At 34.4% G+C, this 12,868-nt stretch carries 13 protein-coding genes; 8 read left to right on the top strand and 5 right to left on the bottom strand.

The features are described from left to right. The 4 genes from BBB02_RS04755 to ccmA form a co-directional block, all read left to right on the top strand. The coding region (locus tag BBB02_RS04755) for a hypothetical protein (protein ID WP_127464309.1) at positions 1 to 199 on the top strand (199 nt) is incomplete at its 5' end. 17 nt (positions 200 to 216) lie between these two features. Next, positions 217 to 624, top strand: a complete 408-nt coding sequence (locus BBB02_RS04750) for a nucleoside deaminase (RefSeq protein ID WP_010404879.1) — start codon at positions 217 to 219, stop codon at positions 622 to 624. Between the two features lie 242 nt (positions 625 to 866). Further along, positions 867 to 1,298, top strand: coding sequence for a hypothetical protein (locus BBB02_RS04745; protein ID WP_127464149.1), 432 nt, complete (start codon positions 867 to 869; stop codon positions 1,296 to 1,298). Positions 1,299 to 1,498: 200 nt separating this feature from the next. Then, on the top strand, positions 1,499 to 2,122 hold the full coding sequence (gene ccmA, locus BBB02_RS04740; protein WP_017532528.1) for a heme ABC exporter ATP-binding protein CcmA: 624 nt from the start codon (positions 1,499 to 1,501) through the stop codon (positions 2,120 to 2,122). Between the two features lie 62 nt (positions 2,123 to 2,184). On the opposite strand, the gene argS is transcribed toward ccmA, so the two are convergent. The 5 genes from argS to ubiE all read right to left on the bottom strand — a co-directional run bounded on the left by argS (position 2,185) and on the right by ubiE (position 9,543). Then, entirely contained in the window at positions 2,185 to 3,891 is a 1,707-nt protein-coding gene (gene argS, locus BBB02_RS04735) for an arginine--tRNA ligase (protein ID WP_127464148.1), read from the bottom strand. Positions 3,892 to 4,098: 207 nt separating this feature from the next. After that, on the bottom strand, positions 4,099 to 5,628 hold the full coding sequence (locus BBB02_RS06490) for a putative sodium/potassium/calcium exchanger (RefSeq protein WP_245970078.1): 1,530 nt from the start codon (positions 5,626 to 5,628) through the stop codon (positions 4,099 to 4,101). A gap of 76 nt (positions 5,629 to 5,704) precedes the next feature. Next, positions 5,705 to 6,274 (bottom strand): hypothetical protein, encoded by a 570-nt coding sequence (locus BBB02_RS04725; RefSeq protein ID WP_127464147.1) that lies wholly within the window; start codon positions 6,272 to 6,274, stop codon positions 5,705 to 5,707. Between the two features lie 692 nt (positions 6,275 to 6,966). Continuing rightward, positions 6,967 to 8,676, bottom strand: a complete 1,710-nt coding sequence (locus tag BBB02_RS04720) for an ABC transporter ATP-binding protein (protein WP_127464146.1) — start codon at positions 8,674 to 8,676, stop codon at positions 6,967 to 6,969. A gap of 168 nt (positions 8,677 to 8,844) precedes the next feature. Continuing rightward, positions 8,845 to 9,543 (bottom strand): bifunctional demethylmenaquinone methyltransferase/2-methoxy-6-polyprenyl-1,4-benzoquinol methylase UbiE, encoded by a 699-nt coding sequence (gene ubiE, locus BBB02_RS04715; RefSeq protein ID WP_127464145.1) that lies wholly within the window; start codon positions 9,541 to 9,543, stop codon positions 8,845 to 8,847. Between the two features lie 149 nt (positions 9,544 to 9,692). Here ubiE and BBB02_RS04710 point away from each other — a divergent pair, with 149 nt between their 5' ends. The 4 genes from BBB02_RS04710 (at position 9,693) to BBB02_RS06485 (ending at position 12,320) form a co-directional block, all read left to right on the top strand. Continuing rightward, positions 9,693 to 10,841, top strand: a complete 1,149-nt coding sequence (locus BBB02_RS04710; RefSeq protein WP_127464144.1) for a Bcr/CflA family efflux MFS transporter — start codon at positions 9,693 to 9,695, stop codon at positions 10,839 to 10,841. A gap of 78 nt (positions 10,842 to 10,919) precedes the next feature. After that, positions 10,920 to 11,378, top strand: a complete 459-nt coding sequence (locus BBB02_RS04705; protein WP_127464143.1) for an ankyrin repeat domain-containing protein — start codon at positions 10,920 to 10,922, stop codon at positions 11,376 to 11,378. Beyond that, positions 11,327 to 12,022: an ankyrin repeat domain-containing protein gene (locus tag BBB02_RS04700; RefSeq protein WP_245970077.1), complete on the top strand. Its 696-nt coding sequence runs from the start codon at positions 11,327 to 11,329 to the stop codon at positions 12,020 to 12,022. The genes BBB02_RS04705 and BBB02_RS04700 overlap by 52 nt, the downstream gene beginning before the upstream one ends. Then, on the top strand, positions 11,949 to 12,320 hold the full coding sequence (locus BBB02_RS06485) for a hypothetical protein (protein WP_245970076.1): 372 nt from the start codon (positions 11,949 to 11,951) through the stop codon (positions 12,318 to 12,320). Before BBB02_RS04700 ends, BBB02_RS06485 begins: the two co-directional genes overlap by 74 nt. Positions 12,321 to 12,868 lie beyond the last annotated feature (548 nt).

Below are 12,868 nucleotides of genomic sequence, written 5' to 3'. Positions count from 1 at the left end.
GGAGGATCAAATTATAGAGGATATAATGGAAGAAGTAGTTGTAGCTATAAACGAACTAAAATCGGTAGAAGAAATAAAAAAATATTTAAAGCGAGAAATAGATAGCCTTGTAAAAAGGACAATAGTCCTTAGTGAATTCTATAACCTAGAAAAAATAGAAAAGCCAAGAAAAGAAAATTATATTTACCCAAGCACCTAATGTTTAAGTACCAATACATGGAACTTGCCATAGAGCAAGCAAAACTTGCTCAGAAAGATGGCGAAGTGCCAATAGGTGCTGTAATAGTTAATGGAAACAATATCATCTCCTCTGCACACAATATATCTAATGATCCAACTGCACATGCAGAAATGTTAACAATTAGACAAGCATTTTCAACTTCCACGCTTTATGAAGCTGAAATGTACGTAACGTTAGAGCCGTGCCCGATGTGCGCTCAAGCTATCTCTTTTGCAAAAATTAAACGTCTGTACTTCGGGGCTTACAATCCCAAAGGTGGAGGAGTTGAAAACGGCACTAGAATATTTCAATTCTGTAACCACATACCTGAAGTTTATGGTGGAATATTAGAAACAAAATGTTCTCTTTTGTTAAAAGATTTCTTTGAGAAATTGAGAACTTAGTTTAAGCTGTGTGATTATGATTATTGTTCTGTTTTGCATTAACTTGCTTTTTGTACGAGGTTATCACTTAAGCGCAGAAGTTGCTTTATCCAGCATTAAAACCTGAGAGTTTTTAAGCTTATGCATTCCTTTTATCCTTCAGAAAGTTTTTGTCTACTATCTTTATTCAGAAAAAAAATTGTAAAATTTCTATAGTTATGGTATAATTGTAAATACCGCTTGCCAATAAGCTGAGTATAAAAATGCCGTTCGGACAGATCATTACATATAGCACGATATTACTTGCTATAATTGCAGTATTTATCTTTTTGAGAAAAATATACAAAAATCATATTAGAAAAATTATATTTCCTCTAAAAGTTCTCAAAGAAGAGTGGGAAGAAAATAGAAGATTTAATGAATTATATCAAAAAAATAAGCAAAAAGAGTTGATGAAACAACAGGAAATGCTAAGCGAGAAGCAAAAAGATATGCAAGTTTACAAAGAAGATCTAGAAATAATTGATATAGCAAAACCGCTAGGTAAATGGACAAAGATGGTTATGATGGGTAGTGGTTTAATGAAGCATTTTGCACAATTGATACACAGAGAAGGTGAGAAAAAAGGATTTTGGGAGCTGTTTATCAAAGCTCAGTCTTCAACTAAGGGTAAACATAAAGGAAAAGGCAGATGACGTATCCATTGTCTAATATGCTTTCTAGCATTAAACTTCTTAAGTTTTATAGTCAGTCAAGCAATGAGATGACACCATCTGCTACCTACAAACCCAATGTTCGTAGTTGTATTTCAAACACTGACTGTTTGTTGTGCAAGCTATCCAATGTTCATACACTGAAGTGTTTAGGCTCCAAGTTCTTTTTAAAGGTTCAGTACATGCTTGAATGTAAAAATCTATCCTGTGCTCGTAATAACAAAGTATTATTTAAAAACCTCAATTTTAAAGCTGAGCCAAAATCAAAAATCTTAATCACTGGTCCAAATGGTAGCGGCAAAACCAGCTTAATCAGAAGTTTATCCGGACTCTTACCGCCAGTATCAGGTAATGTAAGATATTGCGGAAAAGACATATATGATGACCCAAAATCCTATATACCCTCTATGGTCTATATAGGCCATAAAAATGCCTGTAAAGATAGCTTGACAGTTAGTGAAAACATAGAATTCTGGGCAAGAATACGGAATACTAAAGAATTAATTACGGCAGCTGCTTATTGTTTAGAGTTGCAACCTGTATTTAACATTAGATATGGTGAACTTTCTGCAGGTTGGAAAAGAAGAGTTGCGCTTGCTCGCCTTTTAATTTCTAATGCAAACATTTGGCTGATAGATGAACCATTCTGTAACCTCGACAGTATAACGTGTGAATTAATATTGAATCTGATCTCAATACGCTCTGAGCAAAACGGTATAGTAATTATTACAGGACATAGCTCTACAGAACAATTGTGTGACTTCAAGACAATCGATATACGTGATTTTAACAGACCTCTTGTATAATTTTTGGCCTTATTGTACTTACATCAATAATTTATTATCACATTTAATATTACGCATTAAAATTAACTCATCTCTTTCAAAGGCTCTATATTAAAAATCGAAAGTCCAGAAGCAATGACGTGTGCTAAGGCTTGGACGAGAAACATTCTTGCAGCGGTGAGGTTTAAGTTATTCTCCAGTATAAACCGCATATTTAAATCACTTTTGCCATATCCCCATAAAACGTGAAACGCTTCTGCAACTTCAAGTAAGTAGAAAGTGATTCTGTGTGGCTCATAGAGCCTTGCCGCTATTTCTACCACATCTGGCCACTTTGCTAAGATTTTTATGAGGAATAACTCTCCACCTGTCTTTAAAAGTGAAGGATCTGCTGTTGGGAGCTCTTTTGGAGCATTACGCATTAACGAATGAGCACGGGCGTGCGCATATTGCACATAAAAAATAGGGTTGTCTTTTGATTGTTCTTTAACTTTAGCAAAATCAAAGTCCAAGACCATATCATTCTTGCGTGTTAACATTATAAAACGAGTGATATCCCTACCAACTTCTTCCACTACATCCCTGGCTGTAAGAAAGTTTCCTGATCTTTTGGACATCTTAACAGGTTTGCCATTCTCAAAAAAATTCACAATATTATGCAGTTTTACCTCTATCTTTGCTTGATCATCACTGAGCGCAGAGACAACTGCTCTAAGCCTTTTAATATAACCGCCATGGTCACTGCCGAGCTCTACGATCATATTGTTAAAACCACGCGATATCTTATCAAAATGGTAAGCGATATCCGAGGCAAAATAAGTCCAGCTACCATCCTCTTTTTTTAGTGCGCGGTCAACATCATCACCAAATTTTGTGGAGCAAAACAACATTTCTTTTCTGGCAGTCCAATTTTCGCTTTCTTTGCCTTTTGGTTTCTCCAGGTACCCTTCATACACTAGACCCTTGTCAGACAATATCTTTATACTCTCTTCAATTTTGCCACTTTTTTGTAGCTCATACTCTGAAGTAAAAACATCATGATTTACTCCAAGTAAGTTCATGTCTTCCTTTATGATTTCTAAGATAGAACTTAAAGTATAGTCTCTAATCACTTGATTATCTTGCTTTTCTAGAAGCTCTGCGCCATATTTTTTGGCCAGCCCAGTCCCTATTGGTTTTAAATATTCACCTGGGTATAAACCTTTTTCGATGCTGATTTTTTCTCCCAGAGCTTCCTTATATCGCAAATATACTGACCGAATTAGCGTATCTATCTGCGCTCCAGCATCATTAATATAGTATTCCTTAGTAACTTTATAACCAACTTTTTTCAATAAATTTGCCAGAACGTCACCAAATACTGCCCCTCTTGCATGACCAATATGCAGTGGACCAGTTGGATTTGCAGATACAAATTCAACATTAATGGCCTGATTGTTCCCTATATCTAGGGTGCCAAACTCTGTTTTTAGCTCATTTATTTGTTTTAAAATTCCATGCCACACTTCTATTTTTAAGTGCATGTTGATGAAACCAGAGCCTGCTATTTCCACTTTTGCAACTTCATCAAAAAGTTCAAATTCTTTGGCTAAAACCTCTGCAATTTCAATGGGATTCTTCTTTTCATGCTTTGCAAGCACCATAGCAACGTTTGTGTAAATATCTCCATGTGCTCTATTGCTTGGAGGTTCCACAATAAAATTTTCTGCACTTGTATTTATGATACCCCTTCGTTTCAATTCATTTAATTTATTGGAAATTAGAGAGGAAACCTGTTTGAAAATGTTCATTCACTATACTGTTATAAAACCTGTAGCAGTATAGCGAATAAGTGGGGCTAGTTGAAGAGTTATCTCATGTCATATAAGTTTCTATTGGCAAATGTAGCTCAATTGGCAGAGCGTCAGTCTATGGCGCTAAATGCCGCCAGCTGTTCATTCATTTTATTTTTCTACAAAAATGCTTTCTAAGCTGAAAAGCCTAGAAAGCATTCAGTCTTATACAAAATTAGTATCAACGGAAACATAATTATCCTCATTGTCATAATAGTAAGGATTTGCTCCTTGTAAATCACCAGAAACAGTTTTTAATAGTACTTCCTTATTAGTATACCATGCAACTTTCTTCATAATTTCAGCAAATTTTTTACAGTTCGCTTCACCTGCACAATCTTTTATATGGCCATTAGCTTTAAGATAAGGCGATAAGCTGGAATAGTATATTGTAGTGTTATTGCCGTCTTTATCTATCATTTCTCCTAAGGAATTAACAAGTATTAGTGGCGCAACTTGTTTTGCTTTAATAGTAGCTGCACCGGACACTTTAACAAGATTAGGGCATGTCCTTTCAGCAAAGAAGCTCTCGTTAAAGTTCTTATCCGCATAGTAACCTGCAGGGTAGCAGAAACTTTTAATTTCATCACCTTGACAGGCAATCTCGCCTGGACTATCCGAACACTTTTTACACCACATATTGCTAGCATTTCCCCATGAGTAATCAAAAGGTTCTGAAAAAGCAAATTTGTAATTTACTGCACCATAGAAGACCTTTGATCCCTTTTCCAAATGTTCCGCAATTTTATGGTTACTATACATCTCAGGGTAAAATGCCTCTAGTAATTCAGATGTACTAAAACCTTGGCGACCTACCTGATTATATGTGTTGTAGTAACCACTAAAACTTCCACACTTTGTAGCATCAGCATGATCCGGGGTTATTTCTTGAGATGTAATAGAAACCATTTCGTTGACTTCATTTTCATCATCGTCATCACCTTTTTTCTTGCCATTTTCATCATCGTCATCACCTTTTTTCTTGCCATTTTCATCATCGTCATTACCTTTTTTCTTGCCATCCTTATCAAAGCCTTTTTTATTGTAGCCATCCTTATCAAAGCCTGTTCTATCGTAGCCATCCTCGTCAAAGCCTTTTCTATTGTAGCCATCTTTGTCATAGCCATCCTTATCAAAGCTGTCTTTGTCACGGCCATCCTTATCAAAGCCTTCTTTGTTATAGCCATCCTTATCAAAGCTGTCTTTGTCACGGCCATCCTTATCAAAGCTGTCTTTGTCACGGCCATCCTTATCAAAGCCTTCTTTGTCATAGCCATCCTTATCAAAGCTGTCTTCACCTTTGCCACCTTTATCGTGGCCATTTTTATCACGCTTACAATCTATCTCATCCTCTATTTCTTTTTTTATTTTATCCTTTATCTCATTCTTAGTCTTATCATCAAGCTCAAACTTAAGATCTTTCTTTAGTTCATTCTTAAGATCTTTTTCTAGTTCATTTTTAATCTTTTCTTTCAGTTCATCCTTAGTTTTATCACCAATCTCAAACTTAAGATCTTTCTTTAGTTCATTCTTAATATTTTCTTTTAGTTCATCCTTAGTTTTATCATCAATCTTGGACTTAGGGTCTTTACCATCATCTAGTTTTGTATGTAAATTAATTTTCAATATATGTGGCAGTTGACGTATATGACTTACATGCCTATTATTTGAATAAGGAAAAGTGTTTTTTAACATAAAATAGCTCCATTAATAAATAAGAATTAACATAAAATGAAGGTGTGTACTAACAATGTACACACCTTCATTACTTTCATATAATATAAACAATACCTTCTGGTACTGACATTTGTTCAGGAGAAAATGCTGATTCTGTGCGCGCATCTATTATAGAAGCATTTATCGCATCCACACAAGATTTGCATTCAGGATTACTATCACATTGTCCTTTGATACGATTGTCTGGACCAATTTCAAGATTGTTGTCAGTTTTATCTATAATTTCTTTACATTTTGCAAACATTAAGCCACTAGATTCCTTAGTCTTGGCATCTTTAATCTCTCCAGAAATTGCATCAACTACTATTGAAAGCTTTGAAAAGTCAATTGGTTTTTTAGGTTCTGGACAAGCAGGACACTCAGGACAAGGAGGTATTTCTACATCAGGACATTTTACATCAGGACAAGGAGGTATTTTTATATCAGGAAGCTGTATATTTAATTCGAGTCTATCACAACACGGATCAAAGTGGTCATGGCAATGTGGGTTAAAGTGATTATGACAATGTGGATCAAAATTATGATGGTACCGTGGGTCAGTTATGCAAGCTGTGCGCGTAGGAATACATGAACCAACACGTGGAGATGAGGAAATATAATTCATAAGAATCCTTTAAAAAATAACTATTAGATTATTATAGGATACAAAAGTTAATGATTTAATAATTTTGAGTCTAAAATTAGCATATACAAACTTACAGTACATTTCAAAATACGACTTTAATATAGCAGATATTAGAGTTGGAAGTTTTACTATGGCAGAATAATGACAAGATTCCAAGAAGGAGCTGTCAGTAGTCAAATTAGTTATATTGCTGGAACAAATTTTGGTAGAACTGCTATAGCCAATGTAAATGACAAGCAAGCACCTGTTTAAAGCAAAATGTGAAGCACATGGTTTCCCATGTGCTATTGGAAGTACGTGTAGCAAGAGTGAAAGAACGTACGTTTGTTAGTGATTTAAATCTAATCTCTTAGCAGAAAAAATCAAACGTATCACAAGGATTATAACATGTATCATAATAGTTATGATATGAGTTAAAATGATTGTGGCACGAATTAGTAGCACAAGGTGCGTATGCAGGTGCATAAGCTTGTGCACAGTTCGATACTGGTGCTGGTAAAGCTGGCAAATTATAACCCGTAAATGGTAGTTTTGGTAAATTACTGTAATTATAAACCATAATAATCCTTAAAAAAATACTATGAGATTATTATAAATTATAATAATTAAAAATTTAATAACTTTAATTATAAATCTAGCATATCAACCAACGATATGATCTAAATTCTCTTTCAATTCCACTGTATCTTCGCCAGTTTTGCATATAGCCCGTCTTTACTCATTAGAAAATCATGAGTTCCGACTTCTTCCACTTTCCCGCAATTAATCACTATAATCTTGTCAGTTTTGAGTGCGGTTGATAGCCTGTGCGTAATTATAATTGTTGTTCTGTTTTGCATCAACTTGCTAAGTGCTTTTTGCACTAGGCTTTCACTTTTATAGTCGAGGGCGGAAGTTGCTTCATCCAGTATTAAAACCTGAGGATTTTTCAGTATTGCTCTTGCTATTATAATACGTTGCTTTTGTCCTTCGGAAAGCTTTAGTCCTCTTTTTCCTACAAATGTATCAAATTTATCCGGCAGCTTATCAATAAATTCCATTGCATACGCACTGATAGCTGCTTGCTTCACCTCTTCATATTCAGCATCTGGTTTACCATATAGTATATTTTCCATTATTGAGCAAGAAAATATCATTTGATCTTGTGGCACTAAGCCAAACAACGATCTGAGGTCATTTAGCGCAATTGATTTAATGTTGTGCCCATCAATAGTAATGCTACCTTTATTTGGATCATGAAAACGGAGCAAAAGTTTTAAAATGGTGCTCTTGCCGCTGCCAGATGGTCCAACAATTGATACTGATTGGCCTGCCTCTATAGAAAATGATACGTTATTTAATGCTGGCTTATCAGCATAAAAAAATGTTACATCGTTAAACGCAATTTCTTTTTGAATACTATTAATTCTTATAGGATTTTCGCCATTTACTATAGAGCTTTTCATGTTCGTAAACTCAAACAAACGCTCTACAATTCCAAGACCTCGTTGTAGGTCACTGACGTTATCGCTCAAATTATTATTTATAGCTCCTGCCGCAAGCGCTGAATAAAACACAAATGAGGAGAGTTCTCCAATGGTCATATTATTACTTAAGACTTCTTTTATTCCAAAAAAAAGCAAAATAACTAGCGAACCTATCACACACGTGATAACTAGAGTTACTAAAATAGCACGCAAGAGTACTAATTTTACGTATGATTTTGATACTGAGTTTAGATGTTTCTGAAAACGAATTTTTTCATTTTCGTCGAGTACAAACGATTTGATGGTTACTATAGATCTAAAGTTTTCCTCACTAAATGATGCAAGCTCACTTAATTTATCCTGAGCAAAACGTGCATAATTGCGAACTTTTTTTCCAAGTGAAGTCATGATAATGAGCAGTATAGGTATTATTGCAGCTGCATATGCGGTTAGATGTAGATTTGTATATAACAGCATTGCAACACTACCAGTTAGTACCACTGCATTCCTCAATATTGTCAGTAAGCTGCTGTTTATTATCGATTGCAATGCAGAGGTATCAGTAATTAATGCTGAGATAACATCTTGCACACCTGTATTCTCAAAGAAACTTGGTTGTAAATCAGTAATACTGCTATATAAGTCATATCTGATTCTTGCGACAACTTTTTCGCTGCCAATGCCAATGAAATATAACCGAATAAATGCAGTGAGAGAGATGCCTAAAACTATCAGTATTGCAACTAATAATTTAGTAATAAAATCATGCTCTGCACCAGAATCAATTATGTTACTTAAGCCTTTGCCAAAAAGAAGAATCGTTAAAGCTGAAAATAGAACTGCAATAAAAGCTACGCTAAAATAATGTAAACTAGGTTTTATATAGTAAAATAGCTGCTTAATGTTAGATCGCATTTTATTTTAAAGTTAAGTATTTAGCTTCAGGAAAAAGTTACAGCATTAGTCTACAGTGTACTTCGTTAGAGCAATACGTTCAAGAAACTTTAGCTTGATTTCTACTGAAGGAAAAACGCTGCGAAATTACAGAAAGTTAGCAAAAAAAACTACTGAATAGACCAGAGTTTATTTTGTTCCAATGTGTAACGCCACTATTCCATAGCTCATATTATAGAACTCAACATTCTTAAAGCCTACCTCTTCAATTTCCATTTTAAAATTAGTTTGAGTTGGAAATTCTCTTATGCTTCTTACTAGATATTCATAAGAACCCTTATCTTTAGCAACTATGCTACCAATTTTAGGAATTACTTTAAATGAGTATAAGTCATAAAATTTGGTGAATATCTCATTTTGATAATGCATAGGGGCAAATTCCAAGCAGACAAATTGTCCATTTGGCTTTAGTACCCTATATGCTTCACTTAAAGCCCTCTTACGGTCAGAAAAGTTTCGAATACCAAAAGCTACTGTATAATAATCAAATTCAGAATCTTCAAATGGTAAGCTCTCTGCATTTGCACATACCCAATTGAAATTTAGCTGATTTGAATTTATTGCTTTATCACGCCCTTTGTCCAGCATGTTTTGATTTATATCACATACTGTAACTTGAGCACTTGGCTCCCCTCTTGCTATTCTTATAGCTATATCTCCGGTTCCTCCAGCAATATCCAAAACCTTGGAGTTCTTTTTAAAATGCACACTACTTACCATCTTCTCTTTCCATAGCCTGTGCATTCCAAGACTCATTATATCATTCATGATGTCGTAGCAATTTGCTACAGAATCGAAAACCTCTTTAACTAGTTGTGATTTATCCATATTTTATATAGAGATTGCTTACATAATTATTTTAAACTTTAGCAGTTAAATTAATATACTAATGAGAAAAATATACTACAATTAAACATATTTAATCCAGTAAATCATTAGTGTCGACAGCTTTTTCACAAAATATCATCTCTCTTATTATGATATTATCTGTAGCAGTTGTTGATATGGCAACAGACTTATACTCAGTTGCATTGCCAAGTATTGCCAACTATTTTAAGGTGAAAGGTAATATAGCGCAGCTTACGATCAGTTTAAATTTAGTAGGAGTTGCAATATCTGGATTAATTTATGGGCCACTGTCAGACTATTATGGTAGGCGCCTAATAATGCTGATTGGCATGGCAATTTTTACTTTGGCAAGTATTGTATGTTGCATAGCTGATAATATTATACTTTTAATATTAATCCGTTTTATACAAGGAGCAGGAGCTGGTGTTGCAGGCGTTGTCGGATATGCAGCAATCAGGGATATGTACTCAGGTAGTGAATACTCAAGAGTAATCTCAAAGTTAAATATGGTAGTAGCACTTTCACCTGGAATAGCTCCAGTGGTAGGCAGTTATATAATTTCACATGGTTATAGTTGGAAGTTTTTGTTTTTTATCATATCACTTGCCGCAATTATTATGCTCATTTTTATTTACTTGAAGCTACAAGAAACGCTGACCGTAAATAAAAGTAAAGCCAGTATTAATATCTTCAAGCAGTATATATTAATATTTAAGAATTACCGTTTCCTTGGGTTTTCAGCCATTCATGGATTAACTTTCATGTGGCTTTGGGCATACATTGCTAACTACCCGTTCATATTTGAATCAATGGGCGTTGAAGTACAATATTTTGGCTATCTCATATCAATCATAGTTATATTTTACATAATTGGAACTTTAATTAATAGAAGGTACGTACCAAAAATAGGGGTTAGCAAGATGTTAATAATAGGTTTGGTATTACCGATGATATCGGATGGTTTATTGGTATATTTTTATCTCACAAACAAGTTGAGCGTACTTATTCTTCAAGTTATTTGGATTCCAAGCAATATTGGCCTTGCACTCGTAATCAGCAATAACGTAACTTCTGCTTTAGAAACAATCAAGGGTATAGGGCTTGGTAGTGCAGTCCTCTCATTCTGCAATATGATGTTTGGAGCTATTGGAATATATATAGTAGGAAAATTTTTTCACTATAGTATTTTACCAAATTTACTGTTAACAGTTGCATGTTCTATAATTGCAATTCTTATATATAGTTTACTTAAATATACTGAAAAACACGAAGGATAATCATTGCTCGTACAGCCTAGAGCTCATGGATTATTAACTAACTTACTATAATAATGCAATTTTATAGAGAAGTGCTAAATGAATTATTCAGTCAGAGATATAGATTCTAAGTTACTTAATGCTGCTGAAAGAGGTGATATTGATGAAGTAAAGCATCTAATAAACGAAGGGGCAGATGTTAATGCAAAAGACGTTTATGAAAAGACTCCTTTACACTGGGCTGCTGAAAAAGGCCATAAAGAGATAGTAGAAATTCTATTAAAGAAAGGAGCAAATGTTAATTCAGTAGCATTTCTAGACATAACTCCTCTACTCTTTGCTGCTATGGAAGGACATGAAGATGTAGTAGAAATTTTATTGAAGAGAGGAGCAGATGTTAATGGAGTAGAAAGCTTTAGTGGAATGACTTCTTTATGGCTGGCTGCTCAAAATGGTCATGAAAGTTTAGTAGAAGTGTTATTAACAGCAGAAAAATCGATATTAGCATGTATCCTCAAGCATTACGTTTTGCTGCTAGAAATGGCCATGAAGGCGTAGTAAAAGTATTATTAAGAACAAAAGGAATAGATATTAAAACACTTTCTGAGGAACTAGGCTTGGCTGCTGAAAATGGTTATGAAGGTGTAGTAAAAGCGCTACTAACAGCAGAACAAGTCGACGTTGATAGGTATTTTTCAGCACTATATTTTGCTGCTGCAAATGGTCGTGAAGGTATAGTAAAAGCGCTACTAACAGCAGAACAAATTAGTGTTTCAGAAAAAGATAGTTTTGGAAAGACTACTTTACATTGGGCTGCTGAAAGAGGTCATATAGAGATATTAAACACTCTATTAGGCAAAAAAGCGAGTGTTAATATAAAAGATAATTATGGAGAGACCCCTTTACATTATGCTGCTAAAAATGGTCATATAGAAATAGTAAAAATTCTATTAGCAGTAGACGGAATCGATATCAATGTAAAAGACAAGGATGAAAAAACTCCTTTTGATTTAGCTAAAACAGAAGAAATAAAAGCTCTATTAAAAAAAGCCGCAGAAAAAACTGATGACAGTTCAGTATCGACAGATAGTGAAGAAGATCAAGAGAAAGATGCTGGACAAGAAGGTAATGTCCAACCAAGTTACACAAGAGCAAGACCCAAAGGAAGAACAACAGGAGATCAGTGCAGAAGAAGAAAGTGATGTAAAAATTGAAGCTGCTGATAATGGACATTCTATTGACATAGCACTTACAAAAAATGGTGTTAATCCACGAAGTGAATCATCAACAAATGAAGAACAGCCAAGCTCTTTTTTTAGTAGTTTGTTTGGTATACTGATTAAACCTTTTTCTTTAATAGGATCATTTTTGGGTGGATTTTTTTCATGGTTGTTTGGATCTGATGAACCATCAACTGAATCTGATCAAATAATTACACCAAGTAACTCAGTAGGAGAGGAGCTAACAAACTATCAAGAGGGTGATAATAATATTATATAATAGATTTCTTGCATAACTGGAATGCAAAAGTTGATGTCATGAAACCAATTAAATTTACGGAGTATAATGGATTCCAGACTGGAATGACGCTCTTTTGGTGCACAACCTTTGGTGTATTACGAAACGATTCCCATTCAAGACAATGTCATCCCAGTGTCAAGCACTGGGATGACAATAAGGAGCTACCTGAATGACAAGAAAAGACTACTTGAATGACAAAAAAGGGAGCATTGGCTTGCACATTCCCCTGAACAAATACCTTGATACATTAAAGTTTCTAGGTTTGAGTAGTGAAATCCGATCAGTATGAAAATTAGCAAACTCCTTTTTATTCGCTGTAGAATAAAATTTTTTATTTTAATGAAAAAATTGCTTCCGCATATTCAAGATGCCATTATAATGATGGTAGAGATATTTAGAGAGCTCAAAATCTATCTCGGTCTGCAGACCTTTTAACCAATTTTTCAATAAAAATTCAGCCACATCTGTTGTGTGTACATTCTGAATCTTTTTTATACAGGAGGATTTTATGTCTAGAATTCCAGATA

It is taken from the genome of Wolbachia endosymbiont of Bemisia tabaci, from assembly GCF_003999585.1.
Lineage (GTDB): Bacteria > Pseudomonadota > Alphaproteobacteria > Rickettsiales > Anaplasmataceae > Wolbachia.
The sequence above is the reverse complement of the archived record's forward strand: the minus strand, read 5'-3'. Positions and strand labels throughout refer to the sequence as shown.

Coding starts and splice junctions, on each gene's coding strand:
- argS (WP_127464148.1), bottom strand. CDS start 3,891: ATGAACATTTTCAAACAGGTTTCCTCTCTAATTTCCAATAAATTAAAT.
- BBB02_RS04705 (WP_127464143.1), top strand. CDS start 10,920: ATGAATTATTCAGTCAGAGATATAGATTCTAAGTTACTTAATGCTGCT.
- BBB02_RS04710 (WP_127464144.1), top strand. CDS start 9,693: ATGATATTATCTGTAGCAGTTGTTGATATGGCAACAGACTTATACTCA.
- BBB02_RS04745 (WP_127464149.1), top strand. CDS start 867: ATGCCGTTCGGACAGATCATTACATATAGCACGATATTACTTGCTATA.
- BBB02_RS06485 (WP_245970076.1), top strand. CDS start 11,949: ATGTCCAACCAAGTTACACAAGAGCAAGACCCAAAGGAAGAACAACAG.
- BBB02_RS04720 (WP_127464146.1), bottom strand. CDS start 8,676: ATGCGATCTAACATTAAGCAGCTATTTTACTATATAAAACCTAGTTTA.
- BBB02_RS06490 (WP_245970078.1), bottom strand. CDS start 5,628: ATGTTAAAAAACACTTTTCCTTATTCAAATAATAGGCATGTAAGTCAT.
- ubiE (WP_127464145.1), bottom strand. CDS start 9,543: ATGGATAAATCACAACTAGTTAAAGAGGTTTTCGATTCTGTAGCAAAT.
- BBB02_RS04750 (WP_010404879.1), top strand. CDS start 217: ATGGAACTTGCCATAGAGCAAGCAAAACTTGCTCAGAAAGATGGCGAA.
- BBB02_RS04700 (WP_245970077.1), top strand. CDS start 11,327: ATGTATCCTCAAGCATTACGTTTTGCTGCTAGAAATGGCCATGAAGGC.
- ccmA (WP_017532528.1), top strand. CDS start 1,499: ATGCTTGAATGTAAAAATCTATCCTGTGCTCGTAATAACAAAGTATTA.
- BBB02_RS04725 (WP_127464147.1), bottom strand. CDS start 6,274: ATGAATTATATTTCCTCATCTCCACGTGTTGGTTCATGTATTCCTACG.